Here is a 21,992-nt window from a genome sequence, read left to right as displayed (position 1 = left end):
ATACACGTGCACCAGAACGACCGCTTACAGGCACCGGACACCGCCGCATTCGAGCGCACCGTGGGCCAGGCCCTGAACTCCCCGGAGGTCAGGACGGCACTGTCTCGTGCGGCCGGTTCGCTCAACGTCGAGCAGCTGCGCAGCGCGGCGTTCGACGCACGCGACGCGCTGGCCGCCGCGGCGGCCGCCGAACACCGCGAACTCGTCCGCCTGCGCGGCGCCGCGGCCGACGGCACCCGGACGGTACCGCCCCCGCCCGCCGCCGGGACGACGTCCCGCAGCGGTGGGGTACTCCCCGCGCTGGGCGTGCTGGTGCCCGGACTGGCCGCCACCGCCGCGGCCGTCTTCCTGCTGTTCGGCTTCGGTCTGCACACCGTGGCGGCGCCGTCCCGGCTCGCCGACGAGCTGATCGCGGCCGGCTGGACGTCCGCCGGGGTCGCCGTCGTGGCGACGCTGACCGGGCTGGTCTGGCTGCTGGTGGCGGCCTCCCGCAACCGGGCGGCGGCCGAGGCCCGGACGCCGTACGAGACCGATCCGGCGCTCGTGCGGGCGCACGAAGCCTGGCAACTGGCGCTGCTGGAGCGGGGGATCACGCCGTTCCTGCTCGGCCGGATCGAGCGCGTGGCGGGCGACGGCAGAGCCGGCGGCCGGCCGGCACTCCCCCGCCCGGCCACGGCCGGGGTGTCCGGCGGCGGCGAGCCCCGGCCCGCACCGTCCGAAGGCCCCGGATACAGCTCACCGGACTTCGCCGGACCCGACTTCAGCAGCCCGGGGTTCTCCGGGCCGACCGCACCCGGGGCGCCCTGACCCGTGCCGCCGGGGAACTCCCCGGCGGCACGGGCGGCGACCGGCGGTGCACCCGCGCGCCCGGGCCCGCCGGCAGGCCGGGAACGGAACCGGGGACGCGCGGGCCGGGAGTCACAGGTGCGCGGCGATGGCGGGCATCAGGTCCTCGAACGTGCGGCCCTGGGCGGGCGTGCCGATCGCGGCCATCTCCCAACCGCCGTTCGACCGGAAGACCTTGGCCATGATCTGGGCGGTGTGCGAACCGCCGCCGGAGAGGGAGTAACGGGCCAGCTCCTGGCCGGTGCTGTCGTCGAGCAGCCGGCAGAAGGCGTTCTCCACCTCCTCGAAGGTCTGCCCGGTGAAGGAGTTGACGGTGAAGACGATCTGGTCGATGTGGACCGGCACCCGCGCCAGGTCGACCTGGATCGACTCGTCGTCACCGCCCTGACCGGCGCCGCCGACGAGGTTGTCGCCGGTGTGCCGCACCGAGCCGTCGTCGCTCACCAGGTGGTTGAAGAAGACGACGTCCACGGGCTGCTGGCCGGCGAAGAGCACGGCCGAGGCGTCGAGGTCGATCTCACGGGCGGTCAGCCGGGCCAGGAAGCCCTTGCGGCGCGCCGCCTGCCAGCCCAGCCCCATCCGGACGACGCTGAGCGCGCCGCCGTCCGACTTGCTCAGGCTGACCTTCTGGCCCTTGCTCAAATTCACACTCATCTGATTCCCCATGTGTCGGTCTCAACTGGAAACGGACGCGCCGGCACGGCAGTTCCGGCTTCCACCGACGAATCCACGATCCACCTCACAGTAGAAGCCGACATTCCGGGACGGAAATCGATACCACCGCCGGCGCGGGCCCCGTTTCACTTCCGGGAATTGCCGAACAGCAACCGGTAGGCCACGAGCAGGACCAGGGCGCCGGCGATGGCCGCGATCCAGGTCGCGAGGTCGAAGAAGTCGTGCGCGATCGGCCGGTGCAGGAACTTCGACGACAGCCAGCCGCCGATGAACGAACCGGCGATGCCGATGAGCGTCGTGCCCACCAGCCCGCCCGGATCGCGCCCGGGGAGCAGGAACTTGGCTATCGCCCCGGCCAGGAGCCCGAGCACGATCCAGCTGATGATGCCCACGGGACATCCCCTCCTTGGTCGTTGGGTAGGTGCGGTCCGAAAATCTACATCACTGTAGAAGTTGTCCGCGCCGGAACGACCGGGGCGGCCGGCGCAGCGTTTGCCGGCGGGCCGGGCCGGCGGGACGCTGGGGACATGGCGTGCGCCGCACACCCGCAGACGCTGACCGGGTGGGCCGTCGAGCGACCGGGGCCGATCGCCTCCGGGCCGCTGGCGTCGGTGCGCCGCCCCGTCCCCGAGCCCGGTCCCGGGGAACTCCTGGTGACGGTGGAGGCTTGCGGTGTCTGTCGTACGGATCTGCATCTCGCTGAGGGTGATCTTCCACCGCACCGGCCGGCGACCGTACCGGGACACGAGATCGTGGGCCGGGTGGCTGCCGCGGGTGCGGCGGTGACGCGCTTCCGGACCGGCGACCGGGTCGGCGGGGCCTGGTTGCGGGCCACCTGCGGACGGTGCCGGTACTGCCGGGCCGGCGCCGAGAACCTCTGCCCGTCCTCGCGGTACACCGGCTGGGACGCGGACGGCGGCTTCGCCGACCTGACGCTGCTCCCCGCCGACTACGCCTACCCGCTGCCGGAGTCGACGCCCGCGACCACGCTGGCACCGCTGCTGTGTGCCGGGATCATCGGCTACCGCGCGCTGCGCCGCTGCGCCCTGCCGCCGGGCGGCCGGCTGGGCCTCTACGGCTTCGGCGGCTCGGCACACCTGACGGCACAGGTCGCGGTGGCCGAGGGGGCCCGGCTGCACGTGCTGACCCGGTCCGCGCGCGCCCGCGAACTGGCGCGTTCGCTGGGCGCGGTGTCCACCGGCGGCGCCTACGACCGGCCGCCCGAACCGCTGGACTCGGCGATCCTGTTCGCGCCGGTCGGCGATCTGGTGCCGGTGGCACTGGCGGCGCTGGACCGGTCGGGCACGCTCGCCGTCGCCGGCATCCACCTCACCGACATCCCGCCCCTCACCTACCAGGAACACCTCTTCTACGAGCGGAACCTGTGCAGCGTGACGGCCAACACCCGGCTCGACGGGCAGGAGTTCCTGCGGACCGCGGCACGGATCGGCATCCGGGTCACCACCACCCCGTATCCGCTCGGCCGGGCGCCCGAGGCCCTCGCCGACCTGGCCGGCGACCGCGTCCAGGGCGCGGCCGTGCTGGTGCCCGACGCGGAGTTCAGCGGGTCGTGAGGTAGGCCGCGACGAGTTCGGCCGGGGCCGCCTGCTGCCACGAGTCGAGCAAGATGTCGCGGAGTTCGTCCAGGTCCTCAAGGGCGGCCAGGCGCACCCGGACCCAGTTCGAGCCGGCCTCGTGCGGCGGCACCCAGAACTTCTCCGGCTCCGCCGCGATCAGCTCGCCGCGCTCGTGCATCGGACACCGCACGGCGAACGAGGACTCGTCGTCGGGCACGGTGACGAACATCTTCCCGGCGACCCGGAAGGTGGGCATGCCCCACGCCTGCTTCTCCGCGGTCTGCGGGAGGGCGAGCGCGAGGCGCCGGACGTCGTCGGAGTCCGGCGCGGGCGCGGCTTCGGAGGTGGTCGTGGTCACGTCACCAGGGTACGGCGCGGGGCCCGCCGCCCTCGGCTCACCAGGGGGACGGGGCGTAGTCCTTGAGGAAGCAGCCGTGCAGGTCCTCGCCCTCTTCGCCGCGGACGATCGGGTCGTAGACCCGGGCCGCGCCGTCCACCAGGTCCAGCGGGGCGTGGAAGCCCTCGTCGGCCAGCCGCATCTTGTCCGGGTGCGGACGCTCGTCCGTGATCCAGCCGGTGTCGACGGCCGTCATCAGGATGCCGTCGCTCTCCAGCATCTCGCGGGCGCTGGTGCGGGTGAGCATGTTCAGCGCGGCCTTGGCCATGTTGGTGTGCGGGTGGCCGGCGCCCTTGTACCCGCGGCTGAACTGGCCCTCCATCGCCGAGACGTTCACCACGTACTTGCGGCGGGCCGGGGACCCGGCGAGCGCCGGACGCAACTTGCTGACCAGCAGGAACGGTGCGGTCATGTTGCAGAGCTGGACCTCCAGGAGCTCCACCGGGTCGACCTCGTCCACCGTGTGGATCCAGCTGTTGCTCGCATGCAGGTCGGGCACCAGACCGCCGGCGTCGATCGCGGTGCCGGCCTCGATCCGGGCCGGCGAGGCGGAGCCGCTGGTCAGCGCGAGGGCGGTGAGGTCCGTGGCGGACAGCCCGGACGTGCCGCCGGGCGCCGCGGCGGGCAGCGCGGGCGCACCGCTGCCGAAGTGGCCGAGGACGACGGCGGCGGGCAGCTCACCGGCGGGCAGCGGAGCGGACTCGGCCTCGATCAGGTTGCGGTACGCCTCGGGCGAGCGGCGGACGGTCTGCGCGGCGTTGTTGATCAGGATGTCCAGCGGGCCCTCGGCGCTCACCGACTCGGCGAGCGAGAGGACCTGGGACGGGTCGCGCAGGTCGATCCCGACGATCTTCAGTCGGTGCAGCCACTCCGCGCTGTCCGGCATCGCCGTGAAGCGCCGGATCGCGTCGTTGGGGAAGCGGGTGGTGATCGTGGTGTGGGCGCCGTCCCGCAGCAGCCGGAGCGCGATGTACATGCCGATCTTGGCGCGGCCGCCGGTGAGCAGCGCGCGCCGCCCCGTGAGGTCCGTGCGGGCGTCCCGGCGGGCCCGGTTCTCCTGGGCGCAGGAGGGGCACAGCTGGTGGTAGAAGGCGTCGACCTCGACGTAGCGGGACTTGCAGACGTAGCAGGAGCGGGGCCGCTGCAGGATGCCGGCGACGTCCGTGCGCACCGAGCTGGCCAGGGCGCGGCCCATGGTCTCGTCGTCGATCCGGTCGGCGGCCCCGGTGGCGGTGGCCTCGGTGACCGCCTTGTCGTGGGCGGTCTTGGCGAACCGGCGTTCCTGCCGGCGGCGGCGCTTGACCTCGCGGAAGATCCCGGCAGTGGCCCGCCGTATGGTGATCGCGTCGGGGTGGTCCACCGGCAGGGCGTCCAGCTCCTCCAGGACGCTCAAGCAGATCGCCATCCGCTCGGCGTCGATTCCGGTGCGCTCGGCCCGGCCTTCTTCCGTCACCGTCATCGCCGCTGCCGCTTTCCTGGGATCGTTCGGTCTCTCCAGGCCGGCCATGGGACCTCGGGATTGCCTGTTCGAGCTACGGCGGAACTTTACGCCAGCCGCGCGCGAGCGCGCCAAACCGGCGGCGGCGGTGCCCGGGCCCGCGGACGGCGGCCGCGCGCGCCGGCCGGCGCCGATCCGGCCGTTCCGCTGTCGCCGGCGCCGGTGATCGGCACAATGAGGGACGTGCCGCACGACGCTGAACTCGCCCTCGCCGACGGGACGTCCATCCGCCTGGAACTCGCACCGGCGCCGGACCCGACCCGCGCGGACGAGCTGCCCGGCACGGCCCCGGCGGAGGGCTTCTGGGGGCGCACGGCACCGGAGACGGCCGGGGCCCACGGCGGCGGACGGGCCGCGGCGGAGGCGGTGGCGGCGCTGCACACCGTCCTGCGGCCGCTGGGCCCGCTGCTCCAGGAGGTGCACGACGCGGTCACCGCCGCCGAGCGGCCCCCCGACGAGGTGTCGGTGCAGTTCGGCGTGCAGGTGGGCCAGGACCTCAAGCTCGGCGTCGTCGCCGGGAGCGGGCGGGCGTCGTTGACGATCACCGCGACCTGGCGGCCACAGCCCACCGCCTGAGGGGCCGGTGCCGGCGGGCGGCGGCCCGGACGGGACCGGCCCCGGTGACCGGGGTCAGGGCCGTCCCAGCAGCTGAGCGCCGGCCGCGGAGTCGCCGCGGGCGGTGAAGTAGGCGGTGAACGCCGCGAGGAACTCCTCCTCGGTGATCTCTCCGTCGCCGTCGGCGTCGAGTTGGCGGAAACCGTGGTTGAGCTCGGCCGGATGGATGCGGGAGCTGCCGAACACCACCCGGTACTCGTCGGCGCCGAGGCGGCCGCTGCCGTCGGTGTCCGCGGCGCGGAAGAGGGCCCGCAGCGCCGGGTGCAGGCCCTTCTCCAGGTACGCGGGGTCCTGGTCGACGCCGGCGAGCACGGCGGTGCTGAACTCCGCCAGCGACACCCGGTCGTCGCCGTCGGTGTCCATGGAGCTGCGGATCTGCTGCCACCAGGCGTCGAAGCCCGCGTACACCTGGGCCTCCCGGTCCTCGGACAGTTCCAGCTGCCAGCAGACGTTGTGCGCCATCGCCTGGAGGTCGGCGGCGGTCAGGTACCCGTCGCCGGTCTGGTCGAGCACCTGCCGGAAGAAGGTCTCGACGCGGGCCCGGCGCGTGGTGCCGCGGCCGGAGCGGCGGGGCCGCGGCAGGTGCGCGCCCGGCACGGCGCCGTCGGTACCGGGCTCCTCGGTGGTGGCCCGCCCGGCCGTGCCGTCACCGTCCGTCCCCGAGCGGTAGCGCAGGCGGTCGGGCAGTCGCGTCAGGACGTGCCGCGCGCCGTGGTGCAGCGTCCAGGACAGGGCGCCGGCGCTGCGGCTGCGGCGCAGGCCGAAGCGCTCGCGGAAGGCCGGTGGCAGGTCCGCGAGGGTCAGGGCGGTCAGCAGGCGGGCGATCACCGGGCGCAGCAGTGGCCAGGCGGGGCGCAGCCGCCCCAGGCGGCGCGGGGCCGGTGCCTGGCGCAGCATGTCGAAGAGCAGGTCGTGCGCGGCTCCGGTGTACTCCAGGCGTTCGCGGATGGTGCGTTCCATGTAGGCGGGCACGTCCGCTGCGGTCGCCGGGAAGAGTTCGGCGGGCAGCGCGAACGCGTCGCAGACGGAGCGGAACTCGGCGTACAGCTCTTCGCGTTGGGCCGGGCCCAGCGGCGCTCCGGACAGCTCCCCCATCGCGGTCATCGACTCGTACAGGGTGACCAGCACCCACACCCGGACCGCGGGCTCCAGTGCGGTGAAGCTGCGGCCGTCGGCGGTGGTGCCCTGGATGCGGCGGTGGGTCCGCTCCAGGCGGGCGATCTCCCGGTGCAGTCCCTCCCGGTCGGCGAAGAACAGCCGCTTGCCGCTGTCCATGGTGTGCTCCACCCGCCGCCAGGGATGGGCGCGGTAGGTGGAGAACTCCGCGAGGCCGGCGGCGACCGTCGGATCGGCGTTCTGGAGCACGAGCAGGCGCCAGGCGACCAGGGCGATCCGACGCTCGCCGAGGGTGCGGCGCAGCGGGCGGTCGGATCCGGGCAGGGCAGTGGTCACGGACTTCTCCCAACGAGCAGGGGCACAGCGGCAGTTCGACGGGCGAGTGAGACGCCCGCCCAGCCGTAGGAGTAGCCTCCGTGACCCGTTCCTCGACGGGTTTTCAGGCGCGAGACCACCCGTCCGGGCGATCTGTGGGCCCGGCGGGTTTGCCGCGGACGGCCCGCATCCGCGCCGCCGGGGCGTCCCGGAGTGCCGGCGGTCCCGGTCGGCCGGCGGGCCTCATCGGCGGTCGGGCGCGGCGACGGTGTCGAAGAGCAGCTTCTTGAACCCGGCCTCGTCGACCCGGCGCACCAGGGTGAGGTTGGCGGGCGGGGCGACCAACCGCCGGTCGATGACCATCTGTCCGCGGGTCTCGTCGGCGAGGGAGATCTCGACGTAGGCGCGCTCCTGCTCGGTGACCAGGCCGGGGTCGAGGGCGACGGCCATGGCGATGGGGTCGGGCAGGTCGTAGCCGGCCAGTCCGGTCACGGTGCGGGCGAACTCCGCGACGGTGCGGTTGATGCGGTGGGCGAACGTGGCCATGGGGGTGCCGAGTTCGGCCAGCCGCTGCTGGTCGGCGGGGTGCATGACGGCGTCCTTGCGGGAGACGTCCCAGCCGATCCAGGTGACCTTGTCGGCGGTGGCGGCGCGGGTGACGATCCGGGCGGCCTCGGGGTCGGCCCAGACGTTGAACTCGGCGGTCGGCGAGACGTTGCCGGTCAGGTCGGCGGCGCCGGCCATGCAGTACACGTGCCGGAAGCGGGTGAACAGCTCCGGGTCGATCAGCAGGGCGGCGGCGATGTTGGTCAACGGGGCGAGGGTGACGAGCGTCAACTCCCCCGGGTGCCGGTGGGCGTGGGACAGCAGCGCCTCGACCGCGTGCCCGTCCCGGGGCGCGGTGCGGGGGTCGGGCAGGCCGGTGTCCCCCATTCCGTCCTCGCCGTGCACCTCCGTCGCGTCGGACGCCGCGCGCAGCATCGGCCCGCCGCAGCCCAGGTGGACGGGGACGTCGGTGCGACCGGCGGTCTCCAGGGAGATCAGGGCGTTGCGGGCGGCGACGGCGACCGGCACGTTGCCGGCGACGGTCGTCACCGCCCGGACGTCCCCGAGTCCGCTGGCGGCGGCCAGCAGGAGGGCGACGGCGTCGTCGGAGCCGGTGTCGGTGTCGATGATCAGCGGGAGTGCGGTCATGGCCGGGCCCTTTCGGCAGGTGGCGGGGCGGGGTCGGGCGGGCGCCGCCAGCGTACGGCGGGCCGGGGCGCCACGGGGTCCCTTCCGGGGGCGGGGGTCGCCCGGTGGCGGAGTGCGGGAGGGGTCACGGGGTCACGGGGTCACGGCGAGGGCCGCGCCGAGCGCCGCCCGGTCGAGCTTGCCGTTGCGGTTGAGCGGCAGCGCGTCGAGGGCGGTGAGGGAGGCGGGGACCATGTAGGCGGGGAGGCGGGCGCGCAGGGCGGTGCGCAGGCCGTCGGGGGTGGTGGCCGGGTCGTCGGTGGTGTAGGCGGCGGTGAGTTCGGTGCCGCCGGGAGTGGCCAGCGGCAGCACGGCCGCGTCGCGGACGCCGGGCAGGGCGCGCAGCGCGGCTTCCACTTCGCCGAGTTCGACGCGGTAGCCGTGCACCTGGACCTGCTGGTCGCCGCGGCCGAGGTGGACCAGGAGCGGGGGTGCGCCGGCCGGGCCGGGCAGCGGCGCGACCCGGTCGCCGGTGCGGTACCAGTGCGCGTCGGTGAGGGCGGTGGCCGGGTCGTGGGGCGCTCCGTCGGGGGCCAGGAAACGGCCGGCGTTCTCGGTCGGGTCGAGGTAGCCGGGGAAGCGCTGCGGGCCACGCATGCACAGTTCGCCGTCGTCGAGGCGGAGTTCGAGGCCGGGGTGCGGGGCGCCGATCGGGACGGTGCCGTTGCGGGTGGCGGGCCAGTCGGCGAGGTCGGCGGGGAGACGGTAGGTGACGCAGGTGACGGTGAGTTCGGTGGGGCCGTAGGCGTTCTCCAGCGTGCTGGCGGGGGCGGCCCGGTGCCAGGCGGCGGCCTGCTGGAGGGTGAGCGGTTCGCCGCAGAACGTGCTGTGCCGCAGGGTCGGCATGCTGTCGGGCTTGAGGGCGCGCAGGCGTTGGGCGAGGGAGACGAGCGAGGGGACGGAGTTCCAGTGGGTGAGGGCCCGCCGGTTGACGAACCGGACCGGTGCGAGGAGTTCGCCGCGGCTGGGCACGACGAGGGTGGCGCCGCTCCCCCAGGCGGTGAACATGTCGTGGACCGAGGGGTCGAAGGTCAGGTCGAAGGTCTGCGAGAAGCGGTCCCCGGGGCCGGCGCCGGTGCGCGCGACGACGTGCGCGAGGTAGGCGCAGACGTTCCGGTGGCGGACCGGGACGCCTTTGGGGACGCCGGTCGAGCCGGAGGTGAACAGGAGGTAGGCGAGGTCGTCGGGGTGGGCGGTGCGGGCGCCCGGGACGGTGGCCGCGGGGAGGGCGGCCAGTGCGTCGTCGGTGAGGGTGAGGGTCGGCACGCCGAGGGGCTCGGGGTGGTCGGCGGTGGTGTCGGCGAGCACCGCGTCGAGGTCGGCGGCCCGGGTGACGGCCGCGTTGCGTCCGGCGGGGAAGGCGGGGCCGAGCGGGACGACGGTGGCGCCCAGCCGCTGGATCGCGAGGTAGCCCGCGTAGGCGACGGCGGTGCGGGCGGCCAGCAGTCCGATGCGGCGGGGCGGGCGGGCGCCGAGGTGCTGCCGGAGGCGGGCGGCCAACGCCTCGACGCGGCGGGCCAGTTGGCCGTAGTCGAGGGTGGTGCCGGCGACTTCCAGGGCGGGGCGGTCGCCGTGCCGGGCGGCGGAGGCGGCGAACCAGTCGTACAGGGTGCGGTGGCTGGCGGCGGGCGTGCTCATGCGGGCGGTCCGGCTTTCTCGACGGGGGCGTCGCGGTCGGTGTAGGCGCAGCTCAGCGGGAGCGCGGAGCGGTCGCGCAGGGTGGTCCAGCGGTATCCGCGCCAGTGCCCGCGGCGGGCGCCCGGCGGCACCGGGATGGTCCAGGGGCGACCGGCCAGGCCCGCGCCGCTGGCCTTGACGCAGGCTTCCTGGGCGGTCCAGATCCAGGCGACCTCCGCCGCGGCGCGTTCCGGGGGGAGCGCGGCGAGCTGCCGGGCGTGGTCGGGCGGCAGCCGGCGGGTCAGGGCGGGGCCGACGTGCGCGGTGGGGCGTTGCACGTCCACGCCGAGGGCCCGGCCGACGGCGACGCCGGCGGCCACCGCGCCCTCGGTGTGCGAGACGCTGATGCCGATGTCGGGGTGGCCGTGCAGGGCGGGTTTGCCCCGTGGATCGGCGGTGATCTCGGCGTCGGCGAGGTCCGGGCGGACCGCGGCGAGCAACTGCCGCAACAGGCCGCGCCCGGCGAGGAATTCGCGGGCCCGCCATTCGGGCAGGGCGGCGGCCCGGCGCAGGTCGTCCGGGTGGCGACTGGCCGGGGCCGGGCCGGGGCGTCCCCGCGGGTCGCTGGTGGTGCTCAACCAGACCCGGTCGGCGACGCGGAAGGGCCGGGTCACGGCAGGGTGCCCGGCCGGGCCAGGCCGTCGAGGGTGGCCTCGGCGGTGTCCGCGACGGCGCCGAGGACGACCTCGCCGGCGCCGCCACCGATGTCGAAGAGCGCCGCCTGGGCGCGGACTTCCTGGATGCCGCCGGTGGTGAAGCCCTCCGCGCCCCACAGTTGGCCGCAGGCGGCCAGGACGTGGTTGACGGTCGAGCCCGCGGCGGCCTTGAGGGCGGCGGCGGCCGTGGCGTCGTGGCGCAGGGCCACCGCGTCCGCACAGTCCGCGGCGAGGGCGTGCAGTTCCCGCACCCTCACCAGGCAGGCCGCGAAGCGCTGCCGCACCGGCTCCAGGTCCCACAGGGTGCCGTCGCCGTGCGGGCGCCGGGTCAGGTGGCGGTGGGTGTCGGCCAGGACGCGCCGGCACAGGGCGACGCCCCACTGGGCGCCGGCCAGCCGCTCGGTGGCGATGTGGCGGGCGAAGAGCGGCAGTCCGAAGCCGGTGCGGCCGACCAGGTGGTCGCGGTCGAGCCGGACGTCGTCGAGGGTGAGGTGCCCGGTGCCGGAGGGGGCGAACAGGGCCGAGTCGGCGGCCCGGACGGTGACGCCGGGTGCGTCGGCGGGGACCAGGACCCAGGTGAAGTGGGTGAAGTGGCGGCCGGGCCGGTGCCGGGCCAGGACGAGGTGCCAGGCCGCGGTGGTGGTGTTGGCGATCCACCGTTTGGTGCCGGTGAGGGTCAGGCCGTCGTCGGCGATCCGGACCTCGGTGCGCAGGGCGGCGAGGTCGGTACCGGTGGTGGCGTCGGTGGCGGCGAGGGTGACGGTGGCCCGACCGGACAGCACCTCGTCCAGGGCCTGCCGGGCGGGTGGCGTCCGGCCGGCCGCCAGGACCGGCAGTGCGGTGGCGAGTTGGACGCTCGCGGTCAGGGTGGTGGGGATGCTGAAGCGGGCGTCGACGGCGGTGAGCAGGTCGGCGAGGCCGTCGGGGTCGGTGCCCGCGGTGACGGTGCCGTCGCGGTAGGCGCGGGTGAGCAGGCCGGCGCGGCCGAGCGCGGCCCACACCTCGGCGCCGGTCGCGGTCGCCGGCAGCGCGTCGAGGGCGGCGTAGGGGGCGGCCGGTGGTGCCGGCGGGGGCCCCGGGTCGGCCGTCGGCGGGCTCGCGGGGACGGGCGGACTGTCAGGCAAAGGTGACTCCCTGGTCGCGCAGGGCCAGCCGGCCGTCGGCGAGGTGCAGTCGGTCGTTGCTGTAGTTGAGGGCGGCCGAGCGCAGGTCGCGCAGGGCCCGTTCCAGGCCGGTGGGCGAGTCCTGGAGGTAGCCGTGGCGCAGGCCGAGGGCGGTGACCAGGTCGTCGACCGCGGCGTGGCACTCCTCCGCGGCGGTGATCTTGAGCGCGTTGAGTTGGAGCTGCCGGGCCGGGGCGGCGAGGTCGGCGCCGGACTCCAGGGTGCGCAGGCTCTGTTGGAGCAGGGCGTGGACGGTGTCCAGGCGCTGCCGGGCGCGGGAGATCCGGGTGAGCAGCAGTTCCGAGCCGAGGTCGAAGCGTTCGCGGCCGGCCGGGCTGCGCAGCAGCCGCAGGACGCGGGAGAGCGCGCCGGCGGCCGTCCCGAGCCAGGCCGCCGACCAGCCGAGGTGTGCCAGCGGGCCGAAGACCTGGGCGGCGATCTGGTGGAACCCGCCCTGTTCGCCGATGACGTGGTGGTCGGGGACCCGGCCGGTCAGCCGCAGGGCGACGCTGTGACTGGCCCGCATCCCCATCGGCTGCCAGTCCCCCGAGGGGGTGCGGGTCAGCTGGTCGCGGTGGGCGTAGACCAGTGACACCTCGCTGGCGGTGGCGTCCGCGCCGGGGCTGCGCATGGTGATCAGGAAGCCGTCGGCGTGGCCGCCGCCGGTGACGATGGGCGCGAACCGGTCGATCGTCAACTGACCGTCGTTCTCGTCGAGTTGGGCTTGGGCGGTGAGCAGGTGGCCGCCCTTGCCGGCCTCGGTGGTGACGGAGGCGAGGTAGCACTCGCCGGCCGCGATCCGCGGGAGGAGTTCCTTGCGCAGCCGTTCGCCGGCGAACTGCACGACCGCCTGGACCTGCTGGCAGTGCATCGCGAAGATCATGCCGACGGACATGTCGGCGCGCCCCAGCGCCTCCGCGGCCGTCACCAACCCCCGTGCGCCCCCGCCGAGTCCGCCGTGCTCGGTCGGGACCAGCAGGCCGAGCAGGCCGGTGCTACGGAGCGCGTCCAGGGCGTCGGTGGGGAACTCCGCGGCCCGGTCGGTGCGGGCCGCGTGCTGTGCGGCGACCTCCGCCGCCTCGACCAGCCGGGCCGCGAGGTCGGTGCCGGTCATGCGGTGACCTCGCCGGGCAGCTGTGCGGCGATCGCCTGCCAGAGGCTGCCGGCGGTGGCGAAGGTGGTGTCGTTGAGGTCCTCGTCCGGCAGGGAGATGCCGAAGGTGTCCTCGATGGTGAAGAGCAGTTCGATGGCCTGCATGGAGTCGACGCCGAGCCGGCGCAGGTCGGTGTCCGGGGCGAGGTCGAGCGGTGCGGCGCCGGAGTGCTTGAGGAACGGGCGGAGCATGTCGGTGAAGCGGGCGTCCATGGGGTCTCTTCCAGGAAGGTGGGTGGTCAGCGGGCGATGCGACAGAGGTCGTCGACCCGGCGGAGGTTCTCGGGGATGAGTTCGTCGGCGTCGAGTTCGCGGTCCAGGGCGCTCTCCAGTCGTTCGATGATCTCGACCAGGCGGAACGAGCTGAACGCCGGGAAGGAGTCGAACGGGGCCCCGCCGAGCAGGTCGGCGACCGCAACGCCCAGCACGTCGGCGGCCACCGCGGCCACCCGGCGGCGCAGTTCGTCGTCCGCCGCCGGCGGCGCCGCGGGGTCGGGGACCGTCCCGAAGACCGTGCGGTCGGCGGTGAGGACGGCGCGCAGGCGGTCGACCACGCCGGGCGGTTCGGCGCGACCTCGGGCGACCCGGCGGTGGGCGAGGTAGGTCTGCTCCACGACCTTGTCCCAGGCACGCAGGTGGTCGGCCTCGGGGCCGGGCTCCGGCCCGTCGACGCGGCCGGCGAACAGCGCGCGGTAGGTGGCGTGCAGTTTGCGGGTGCGGGCCAACAGCCAGGTCTCGACGGTGAGTTGCTCGATCGCCCGGGCCCGGTCGGGCCACTTCTCGTAGGCGTCCAGGTACGCGTCGGCGGCGGCCGCTTCGCAGTCCGGGGCGGGCCGCAGGGCGGGCAGCGGCGGGAGGTCGACCGGCGCCAGTTCGACGACGTCGGCCGTGGTGAGTGCGGCGAGGTCCGCCGTGGGCAGCACCCAGTGGCCGGGGGTGGCCGGTCCCCACTCGGTCTCGTTGCGGTAGGCGTCGGTGACGTGCCAGCCGTCCGGGCCCGCGGCCAGCAGGAAGCTGTGCGGCATGTGGGCCCGGCCGCAGTAGGGCAGCCAGGGCAGTTCGTGGGCGTCCGCGACGACGTAGCGGACGCCGTCGTCGGGGGTCGGCGTGGCGAGCAGTTCCGCACCGGTGAGCCGGGCGTGGTCGACGACCCGCAGCCCCACCAGGGCTGGGAGGGTGGCCAGTTGCTCGGTCAGCGGCGGGTCGACGGTGGGCAGCCCGTCCTCGGCGCGCGCCCAGGAGCGCAGGCCGAGGGGGGCGCCGAGCCGCAGGTGGGCGCCGGGACCGTGGTGGTGGTCGGCGAGCACCGCGACGTTGACTTGGATGCAGTCCAGCAGGCCGGTGTGGACCGGGCCGAAGTCCAGGTGTGCCATGTCCGTTCCTCTTCCTTCGGTCACAGCCACCGCGGCAGGACGGGCAGCGTCGCGGTGGTGGTGTGCAGGCCGGTGCCGGTGGACCGGCCGGACAGCCAGGCGAGGGCGTCGGCGGGGCTGCCGGAGACGACCGGGCCGCCGGTGCCGTAGCGCGCCAGCTCCGCTCCCCCGTCGTCGCGCAGGGTGAACGGCGGGACGTCCGCCGCCTGGGCGTAGTAGCCGAGGACGTCCGCGAGGATGACGTTGCGGGCGCCGGCGGGGATGTCGGCGACGCGGTAGCCGAGGTCCAGGTCCACGTGGTGGAGTTCGAGTTCCCGCAGGCGGATCACCAACACCCGCTGGGGGGTGCAGAGTTCGCCGGTGAACGGCCGGACGGTAGCCTGCCAGGCGGGTTCCGGCAGTTCCTCGACGCTGCGTTGGAAGTGGGCCGCGGTCTCCCGCACGTCCGCGACCAGCTCCGCGGCGGGGCGGTGGGCGCCGGCCTCGATCTCTGCGTCGCGGGTGGCGCGGTCGGGGTACTGGAGGGTCTCCACGCCGGTGCGGGCCCAGGTCAAAAGGCGTTCCAGGGCCGGTGCCTGGCGGGCCAGGTGGCTCAGGACGTGGCCGCGGGTCCAGCCGGTGAGCGCGGACGGGGCCGGGACGTCCGCGTCGGTGAGGTCGGCCAGGCCGGTCAGCAGCCGGTCGGCGGCGGCCGCGAGTTCCCGGAAGGACTCCGGGGTGGGGGGTATTTCCTTCATGGTGCGGTTCCCTTTCGGTGGTGCGCTCTCGGGCCGGCGGTCCGGCGGCCCGGCCGGGTGCCGGGTCCGGTCGGCCGGGTCGGCGACGGGCGGGGCGGGGCTAGTCGAGGAGGCGGGCGAACCCCTCGGCGATCCGGGCGAGTTCACCGGCGACGTGCGGCAGTCGGGTGGGGTCGTCGGCCGCCAGTGCCGCCGCCTGCTGCTCCTCGTCGCCGTAGAGGAGGCTGGTGGCGGCCTTGAAGCGGAGCGCGTGCGGGTCGTCGCCGAGCAGGTGGCCGCCGAGGACGACGAGGCCGGACCCGTCGAGGAGGGCGCCGGCCAGGGACGCCGAGTCGGTGACGCCGCGGGCCGCCAGGCGCTCGCGCAGCGGCTCGAAGTCCGGGTAGACGTAGAAGCCGGCGGTGGGCGGGCGGCAGGTGGCGCCGGCGTCGACCGCGATCCGGTGCACGGCCCGGGCCACCGCGCCGTGCAGCCGGGCCGCGGCCCGCACCCGCTCGGTGATCTCCGGCGGTTCGGCGTAGGCGTACGCGGCGACGTGCTGCATCGGGCCGGCGAGGGTGGACCACAGTTCGCTGGCGACGGCGATGACGCCGGCGCGCAGCCGCTCCCCGGTGTCGCCGGCCGGGAACCGTGCCACGCCGATCCGCCAGCCGCCCAGGCCGAGGGTCTTGGACAGGCCGCTGGTGACCACGGTGCGTTCGGGGGCCACCTCGGCCGGGCTGAGGAAGGGGGTGCGGTCGGGGTCGTGGACGATGTCGCGGTAGATCTCGTCTGCGACGACCACCAGGTCCTCCTCCCGCGCCAGTGCCCCGAGTTCACGGACCAGCGCGGGCGGGGCGAGGGTGCCGGTGGGGTTGTCGGGGAGGGTGAGGATCAGCAGGCGCGGGTCGCCGCCGGCGGCGCGGGCCTCACGGAGGGCGGTGCGCAGCGCGTCGGGCGCCGGGACGCCGCCGCACTGAGCGGGGACCGGCACGCCGAAGACCCGCTTGCCGGCGTAGCGGGCCTGCGGCGCGTAGGTGTTCCAGGCCGGACTGGGCAGCAACACGTCGCCGGGCACGGTCAGTTGGAGGGCCATCAGCAGCGGCTTGCTGCCGGGGGCCACGACCACCTGGTCGGCGGTGGTGGGCTGCCGGCGGCGGGTGAAGTAGCCGGCCACCTCGGTACGGACGTCCTCGGCGCCGGCCACCGGCCCGTAGGCGGCGCGGCTCGCGCCGGCGGCCAACCGCGCCGCGAGCTGCGGCAGGACCGGCAGCCGGGCCTCGCCGAAGGCCAGGTGTACCAGGGATTCGCCGCGGGCCCGGCGCCGGTCGACCAGTTGGTTCAGCGCGAGGTTCGGCGAGGGCGCGGGGGCGCTGGGGCGGGCGGGGGTCATGCCGGGCTCCCTTCGGTGCGGGACGCGGTCCCGCCGCGGACGGCCGCCGCGAGGTCGGCGGGGGTGGCGGGGTCCAGCTCCAGTTCGTCGAGCCAGGCGGCGGTGGCCGAGTAGCGGGCCCGGAAGGGCCGGCCGACCAGGGACGGCTGCCGCGCCTGGAGCATCCGCAGCCGGAAGAACGCCCCCTCGGGGGTCTCCTCCACCCCGTCCACCACGACCTTGCCCGGGGTGGCCGACATGACCGGACCGCGGACCGTGCGGGCGAGGCCGGGCAGGGTGCGGTAAGCGTCCGCGAAGATCTCCGCGGCGCGGGCCAGCGGCACCTTGAAGTACGCGTGCGGACCGGTGTCCCGCTCGACGAACTGGTAGTAGGGGACGGCGCCGGCGGCGAGTTCGGCGCGCCACAGCCGGCTCCACGTCTCGGCGTCGTCGTTGACGTGGGCGATCAGCGGGGCCTGGCAGTAGACGACGGCGCCGGTGGCGCGGATGCGGCGGAGCGCCTGTTGGGACAGGTCCGTCGCGAGTTCCCGCGGGTGGCTGAAGTGGGCCATCACCGCGAGCTGCCGGCCGGAGTCCACCACCTGCTCGAAGAGGCGCAGCGCGTCGTCGGCGTCGGCGTCGGTGACGAAGCGCTGGGGCCAGTAGGCGACGGACTTGGTGCCGATCCGGATGGTGCGGACCGTCGCCACGTCCAGCAGCGGCTCCAGGTGGGTGCGCAGCCGGTCGGTGGACATCACCATCGGGTCGCCGCCGGTGACCAGCACGTCGTGGACCTCGGGGTGCGCGCGCAGGTGGTCGAGCAGCCCGCTCGGGTCGGGCGCGGCGAACCGCAGGTCGGCGTCGCCGATGAACTGCGCCCAGCGGAAGCAGTAGGTGCAGTACGCGTGGCAGGTCTGCCCCTGGCCGGGGAAGTACAGCACGGTCTCGCGGTACTTGTGCTGGAGTCCGGGGATCGCCTCGCCGTCCTGGACGGGGACGTTGAGCTGCTGTTGGCCCGAGGGGTGCGGGTTGAGCCGGCCGCGGATGTCCGTAACGGCCTCGCGCAGCAGCAGTCGGTCGGCGGGGTCGGCGGAGAGCTTGCCGAGCCGGTCCTCGTCGTCGCCGGTGAGCATGCCGCGTTGCGGGAAGGTCAGCTGGAACATCGGGTCGCCGGGCACGTCGTCCCAGTCGATCAGCTGGTCCAGGACGTAGGAGTTGACGCGGAACGGCAGGACCAGCGAGATCCGGCGGACGGTCTCCCGCACCTCGTCGGGCAGCCCGTAGCGGTCGGCGATGGTGTCGATGTGGCGGGGCCCGTACGCGCGAAAGCGGGTGGTTTCCGGGGCACCGGCCGTCATCGGCGGGCACCCCCGGTCCGGCTCTGCTTGCGGTAGAGGTCGTCGCCGAGCACCAGGAAGTCGAGGTCCATGGCGCGGAAGGCGGTCAGCGCGTCGGCGGCGGTGTTGACGATGGGTTCGCCCTTGTCGTTGAAGGAGGTGTTGAGGAGCACCGGCGGTGCGCCGTGGCGGTCGAGGGCGTCGAGGACGGCGCCGACGGCCGGCGCTTCGTCGCCGTGCAGCACCTGCGGCCGGGTCGTGCCGTCGACGTGGACGACGCCGGGGGCGACCCGTCGGCCGAGTTCGGTGGCCTTGGCGGCGCCGAGCATGTACCGGCTCAGGTACTCCTGCTGTTCCCAGAGCCGGGCGCCGTAGTCGCGGCGGGTGACGCCGGCGAAGGGGCGCCACTGCTCGCGGTTCTTGACGGTGTTGACCCGGGTGTTGACGTCGGGGGTGTTCGGCACCGCGATGATCGAGCGGCGGCACAGGGCGCGCGGGCCGACCTCGGCGCGGCCCTGCGCGACCGCGCCGATCTGCCCTTCGAGGAGCAGGGCGGTGAGGGCGTCGGTGTCGAGGTCGGTGCGGAGCAGGTCGGAGGTGTCCAGCGCCGCCTCGCGGCCGGCGTAGTCGGGGCCGTGCACGTCGGTGCCCTGGTAGGGGCTGAGCGCCGTGGTGTGCCGGCGGGGCGGGCGGACGGTCCAGGCGGCGCCGAGCGCCACGCCGGCGTCGTGCGGCACCGGCGGGACGTAGAGCGGGCCGGGCAGGGTGCCGTTGGTGCTGCAGTTGAGGGCGACGCCGCCGCTGAGGCAGAGCTCCTCGACGCCGGCCGCCTTGCGGGTGAGCGCGGCGAGGTGGCGGACAGACTCCTCGATGATGCGCTGGGCGGTGTAGGCGACGAGGACGGCCTTGGGGTCGTCGGCGAGGCGGTCCTCGGGGGCGTCGGGGCCGTCGGCGCCGGCGATCCGGGCGTAGTGCTCCCGCCACCGGCCGACGACGGTGTCGTACTGCTCCTTGATCTCGTCGGCGGTGGCGGTGCCGTGGTTCTCCTTCAGCGGGGCGACGGCCAGGCGGAAGTCGTCGGCGGCGATCTCGACGAGGGGTTCCGTCTCCAGGCCGGCGGCGCGGCCGTAGGCGGCCAGGCCCATGGTCTTGCCGGCGTTGAGGAAGGAGAAGCCGAGCCAGGTGGAGGCGGCGTCGTAGGCGTAGCCGAGGGAGGCGGTGCGCTGCCAGGTGCGCTCCAGGCGGGGTGCGGCGCCGTCCTCGTAGGTCCAGATGGTGGAGGACTCGTTCTCGCCGTGGCCGTCGACGACCAGGACGCCGGCCTTGCGGAACGGCGAGGCGTAGAACGAGGAGGCGGCGTGCGCCTGGTGGTGCGGGACGCGGACGACCTCGGGGGTGCGGGCGCCGAAGTCGAGGCCGACGGCGTAGGCGAGGAACTCGGCGTCGGTGGCGAACCGCTGCGGGTAGAGCTGCTCGCTGTCCCAGCCGAGGGCGACCACGTCGATGTCGGCGGGGGTGAGGCCGGCCTGGTGGAGGACGAAGCGGGCGGCGCTGAAGGGCTTGCGGTAGAGGGAGTGGCGGTGGCGGTTGAGGCGCTCCTCCTCGGAGAAGGCGACGATCTCGCCGTGTTCGTCGATGAGGCAGGCGGCGCTGTCGTGCCAGCCGGTCGGCGGGGCGTTGACGCCAAGGATCCACATGTCGGGTGTCTCTCTTCGTCGGTCGGTGTCCGGGTGGGACCGGGTCACCGGAGGGGGGCGAGGGAGTGCCGCACGGCGAGTTGGGCGCGGTCGAGGGCGGCCGCGCACGCGTCGGGCGTGTCACCGGTGGCCAGCAGGGCGGCCAGGCGGGGGACGATGCCGCGCGGCGGCAGCAGGAGGCGGGTGCCGGGCGCGGCGAGCGGGACGGCGCGTTCGATGCCGGGTTCGGCAGCGGCGGCACTGACGTCCAACGAGGCGACGGTGCCGTCCCGTTCGGGGTAGAGGAAGCGGACCTCGGCGCAGCGGTCGTGGGTGGTGGTGAGGTCCGGGGTCCGGCCGAGGGCGAGGTCGGCGGCGGTGACGACCGGGTCCAGGCCGGTGGCGAGGGTGCCGAGCAGCGGGATGAAGTCGCCGCCGAGGCGGCCGTTGACCTCCACGATGCGGGGGCCGGTGGGGGTCAGGCGCAGTTCGGTGTGGGTGAGGCCGGTGCGGATGCCGAGGACGGTGTGGGCGTCGGTGACCACGGCGCGGACCTCGTCGGCCCAGGGTTCGTGGCGCCAGGGGGCGACCAGGTGGCCGGTCTCCTCGAAGTGCGGGGCGAAGCCGAGCCGTTTGCGGGCGACGTTGACGAGGTGGACTCTGTCGCCGGCGACCGCGCAGTCCACGCTGATCTCCGGTCCGGACAGGTACTCCTCGACGATCGCCCCGTCCAGTGCGCCCAGTCCGGGGAAGGCGGCGCCGACCGCCCGGGCGTAGGCGCGGGCGGTCTCGGTGGGGCCGCTGGCGAGGCTGACGCCGATGCTGCCGGCCAGGTCGCGGGGTTTGACCACGACCTGCGGGCCCAGTTCGTCGGCGGCGGCCCGTGCCTGGTCGGCGGTGTGGACGTGCCGGAAGCGGGCGGAGGGCACGCCGGCGCGTTCCAGCAGCCGCCGGGTGGTCAGCTTGTCGCGGCAGCGGCGGACGGCCTCGGGGCTCATGTGCGGCAGGTGCAGTCGGCGGGCGACCTCGGCGGTGGTTTCCAGCAGCGCCTCGTCCCAGGTGAGGACGGCGCCGGGGCCGGGGTGGTCGGCGAGCAGTGCGGCGGCGGCGCGGGTGGTGGCGGTGGGGTCGGTGGTGTCGGCGGCGACGAAGCGGTCGGCGACGTGGTGCCGTTGCCAGTCGATCTCGGCGGGCTGGACCAGTGCGGTGCTCTGGTGCCCGGCGAGGGTGCGCAGGGCGTATTCGCGGTAGGGCGGGTTGCCGCAGCCGATGACGACGAGCCGGGGCGGGGCTGCGGAGTCGACGGGTGTGCAGTCCAAGACGGCGTCGCGCAGGGTGCGGCGGACCGCGGCGGTCACCTCCGCGCTGCTGGCGCCGCGGTAGCGGAACCGGGCCCCGGCGTGCTCGTACCCGCCGCCGGTGAGCAGCGCCCCGGCCTCCGGGGCGACCTGCGCGTACGGTCCGTCCTGCTGGGGGGCCGGCGGGGTGCGGACCCGGCAGGGTTGGGGTACGGACGGCGGGACGAGCAGCCAGCCGGCGACCTCGCTCGGCGGGGCGGTCGGCCAGGCGGGCGGCTCGGCGCCGGTCTGGTGGGCGCAGGCCACCGCCATCAGGTCGATGCCGTGCACCTCCCGCCAGACGAACGGGACTTCGGCGCCGCCGGGCCGGGAGCCGATCTCCAGGACGGTCAGGGTGCCGTGGTCGCCGTGGAACAGCTCCAGGTGGAAGACGGCGGGCCCGGCGAAGAGGGCGCGGGTGGTGGCGGTGGTGATCTCGGCGATGCGGTCGAGGAGGTCGGGGTCGTCGATCTCGACGGAGGCCAGGGCGGTGCCGGTGGTGAACTCCAGGCAGGTCGTGAGGTAGCGGGCGGCCCGCCAGGGGCCAAGGCCGTCGCCGGTGAACACGCCGTCCACGTGCAGGACTTCGTCGGGCAGCCAGGGCTGGACCAGCAGCGCGTCGTCCCGGGGGAAGGCGTAGTCGGCGAGTTCGGCCGGGGAGTCCAGACGGGTGATGCCGGCGCTGGCGGTGCCGCGGCGGGGTTTGACCAGCACCGGCCAGCCGTGCCGGGCGGCGAAGTCGGTGACCGCGGCGTGGTCGGGCGCGTCCGCGGTCGGCGGTACGGGGACGTCGGCGGCGGCCAGTCGCGTGGCCATCAGGAGTTTGTCGCGCAGCGGTTCGAGGTCGGCGCCGCGTTGTCCGGGCAGGTCGAGGGCGTCGCGGAGGTCGGCGGCCAGGTCGAGGTCGGTCTCCTGGAGCGCGACGACCCGGGTCACCGGGCCGGAGCGCTCGACCAGTGCGTCGATCGCCTCGTGGACCGCCTTGACGTCCTCGGTGCTGTCCACCAGCCGTACCCCGGCGGCCTGTTCGAGAGGGAGGTGGCGGGCGGCCCGCTCGGTGGTGACGTAGCTGACGCGGTGCGCGGTGTGGTCGAGGTAGGCGGCGTAGTCGGCGTAGCGGTCGGTCCAGCGGTGGATGACGAGCACGTGGTGCACCGGGGGCTCCTGGGGCGAGGGGGCGCGGTTCGGGGCGGCGGCGGGCAGGCCGGACACCGGTGGCGGCAGGCGGAGGTGGCTCCCCCTGCGCACGGGTGAGGTGGCG

Annotated in this window: 20 protein-coding genes; 3 read left to right on the top strand and 17 right to left on the bottom strand. The window is 75.0% G+C overall.

Translation table 11 applies throughout. From position 1 onward, the window contains the following. Positions 1–6 precede the first annotated feature (6 nt). The gene (locus ABD385_RS22890) at positions 7–807 is read left to right on the top strand and encodes a hypothetical protein (RefSeq protein WP_344579149.1); all 801 of its coding nucleotides are present in this window, start codon (positions 7–9) and stop codon (positions 805–807) included. Positions 808–918: 111 nt separating this feature from the next. Here ABD385_RS22890 and ABD385_RS22885 read toward each other — a convergent pair whose 3' ends face one another. Both ABD385_RS22885 and ABD385_RS22880 read right to left on the bottom strand, forming a co-directional pair. Continuing rightward, entirely contained in the window at positions 919–1,500 is a 582-nt protein-coding gene (locus tag ABD385_RS22885; RefSeq protein ID WP_344579146.1) for a TerD family protein, read from the bottom strand. A 146-nt stretch (positions 1,501–1,646) separates the two neighbouring features. Continuing rightward, positions 1,647–1,913, bottom strand: a complete 267-nt coding sequence (locus tag ABD385_RS22880) for a GlsB/YeaQ/YmgE family stress response membrane protein (RefSeq protein ID WP_344579144.1) — start codon at positions 1,911–1,913, stop codon at positions 1,647–1,649. A gap of 135 nt (positions 1,914–2,048) precedes the next feature. Here ABD385_RS22880 and ABD385_RS22875 point away from each other — a divergent pair, with 135 nt between their 5' ends. Continuing rightward, positions 2,049–3,095 (top strand): zinc-binding alcohol dehydrogenase family protein, encoded by a 1,047-nt coding sequence (locus tag ABD385_RS22875; RefSeq protein ID WP_344579142.1) that lies wholly within the window; start codon positions 2,049–2,051, stop codon positions 3,093–3,095. Here the strand turns inward: ABD385_RS22875 and ABD385_RS22870 are convergent. Beyond that, positions 3,082–3,456: an MmcQ/YjbR family DNA-binding protein gene (locus tag ABD385_RS22870; RefSeq protein ID WP_344579139.1), complete on the bottom strand. Its 375-nt coding sequence runs from the start codon at positions 3,454–3,456 to the stop codon at positions 3,082–3,084. The two genes, ABD385_RS22875 and ABD385_RS22870, sit on opposite strands and share 14 nt — an antisense overlap. A gap of 37 nt (positions 3,457–3,493) precedes the next feature. Continuing rightward, complete coding sequence (locus ABD385_RS22865; protein WP_344579138.1) at positions 3,494–4,954, bottom strand: SDR family NAD(P)-dependent oxidoreductase; 1,461 nt, start codon at positions 4,952–4,954, stop codon at positions 3,494–3,496. A 222-nt stretch (positions 4,955–5,176) separates the two neighbouring features. Between ABD385_RS22865 and ABD385_RS22860 the strand changes: the two genes are divergently transcribed. Next, positions 5,177–5,569 (top strand): CU044_2847 family protein, encoded by a 393-nt coding sequence (locus ABD385_RS22860; RefSeq protein ID WP_344579135.1) that lies wholly within the window; start codon positions 5,177–5,179, stop codon positions 5,567–5,569. A gap of 54 nt (positions 5,570–5,623) precedes the next feature. Here ABD385_RS22860 and ABD385_RS22855 read toward each other — a convergent pair whose 3' ends face one another. The 13 genes from ABD385_RS22855 to ABD385_RS22795 form a co-directional block, all read right to left on the bottom strand. After that, complete coding sequence (locus ABD385_RS22855; protein WP_344579133.1) at positions 5,624–7,060, bottom strand: oxygenase MpaB family protein; 1,437 nt, start codon at positions 7,058–7,060, stop codon at positions 5,624–5,626. Between the two features lie 222 nt (positions 7,061–7,282). Continuing rightward, positions 7,283–8,233 (bottom strand): nucleoside hydrolase, encoded by a 951-nt coding sequence (locus tag ABD385_RS22850; protein ID WP_344579123.1) that lies wholly within the window; start codon positions 8,231–8,233, stop codon positions 7,283–7,285. A gap of 132 nt (positions 8,234–8,365) precedes the next feature. Then, a complete protein-coding gene (locus ABD385_RS22845) occupies positions 8,366–9,910 on the bottom strand; it encodes an AMP-binding protein (protein ID WP_344579120.1) in 1,545 nt (514 codons plus the stop codon). Continuing rightward, positions 9,907–10,563, bottom strand: coding sequence for a 4'-phosphopantetheinyl transferase family protein (locus ABD385_RS22840; RefSeq protein WP_344579117.1), 657 nt, complete (start codon positions 10,561–10,563; stop codon positions 9,907–9,909). Before ABD385_RS22840 ends, ABD385_RS22845 begins: the two co-directional genes overlap by 4 nt. Continuing rightward, positions 10,560–11,729, bottom strand: a complete 1,170-nt coding sequence (locus tag ABD385_RS22835; protein WP_344579114.1) for an acyl-CoA dehydrogenase family protein — start codon at positions 11,727–11,729, stop codon at positions 10,560–10,562. Before ABD385_RS22835 ends, ABD385_RS22840 begins: the two co-directional genes overlap by 4 nt. Then, positions 11,722–12,882, bottom strand: a complete 1,161-nt coding sequence (locus ABD385_RS22830) for an acyl-CoA dehydrogenase family protein (RefSeq protein WP_344579111.1) — start codon at positions 12,880–12,882, stop codon at positions 11,722–11,724. The genes ABD385_RS22835 and ABD385_RS22830 overlap by 8 nt, the downstream gene beginning before the upstream one ends. Continuing rightward, positions 12,879–13,133, bottom strand: a complete 255-nt coding sequence (locus ABD385_RS22825; RefSeq protein ID WP_344579110.1) for an acyl carrier protein — start codon at positions 13,131–13,133, stop codon at positions 12,879–12,881. The genes ABD385_RS22830 and ABD385_RS22825 overlap by 4 nt, the downstream gene beginning before the upstream one ends. A gap of 26 nt (positions 13,134–13,159) precedes the next feature. Next, positions 13,160–14,293, bottom strand: coding sequence for an acyl carrier protein (locus ABD385_RS22820; RefSeq protein ID WP_344579109.1), 1,134 nt, complete (start codon positions 14,291–14,293; stop codon positions 13,160–13,162). A gap of 20 nt (positions 14,294–14,313) precedes the next feature. Further along, complete coding sequence (locus tag ABD385_RS22815; protein WP_344579108.1) at positions 14,314–15,030, bottom strand: maleylpyruvate isomerase family mycothiol-dependent enzyme; 717 nt, start codon at positions 15,028–15,030, stop codon at positions 14,314–14,316. Positions 15,031–15,130: 100 nt separating this feature from the next. Continuing rightward, complete coding sequence (locus ABD385_RS22810; RefSeq protein ID WP_344579107.1) at positions 15,131–16,402, bottom strand: pyridoxal phosphate-dependent aminotransferase; 1,272 nt, start codon at positions 16,400–16,402, stop codon at positions 15,131–15,133. Further along, the gene (locus tag ABD385_RS22805) at positions 16,399–17,739 is read right to left on the bottom strand and encodes a KamA family radical SAM protein (RefSeq protein ID WP_344579106.1); all 1,341 of its coding nucleotides are present in this window, start codon (positions 17,737–17,739) and stop codon (positions 16,399–16,401) included. Before ABD385_RS22805 ends, ABD385_RS22810 begins: the two co-directional genes overlap by 4 nt. Further along, the gene (locus ABD385_RS22800; RefSeq protein WP_344579104.1) at positions 17,736–19,415 is read right to left on the bottom strand and encodes a carbamoyltransferase C-terminal domain-containing protein; all 1,680 of its coding nucleotides are present in this window, start codon (positions 19,413–19,415) and stop codon (positions 17,736–17,738) included. Before ABD385_RS22800 ends, ABD385_RS22805 begins: the two co-directional genes overlap by 4 nt. A 44-nt stretch (positions 19,416–19,459) precedes the next feature. Beyond that, positions 19,460–21,886 carry an ATP-grasp domain-containing protein gene (locus tag ABD385_RS22795; protein ID WP_344579101.1) on the bottom strand — a complete coding sequence of 809 codons (2,427 nt, stop codon included), beginning with the start codon at positions 21,884–21,886 and terminating at the stop codon, positions 19,460–19,462. Positions 21,887–21,992: the final 106 nt, after the last annotated feature.

Origin of the sequence: Streptomyces lunalinharesii (assembly GCF_039532155.1) — a bacterium.
GTDB lineage: Bacteria > Actinomycetota > Actinomycetes > Streptomycetales > Streptomycetaceae > Streptomyces > Streptomyces lunalinharesii.
Note: the sequence above shows the minus strand (reverse complement) of the source record. Positions and strands in the feature narration are given on the sequence as shown.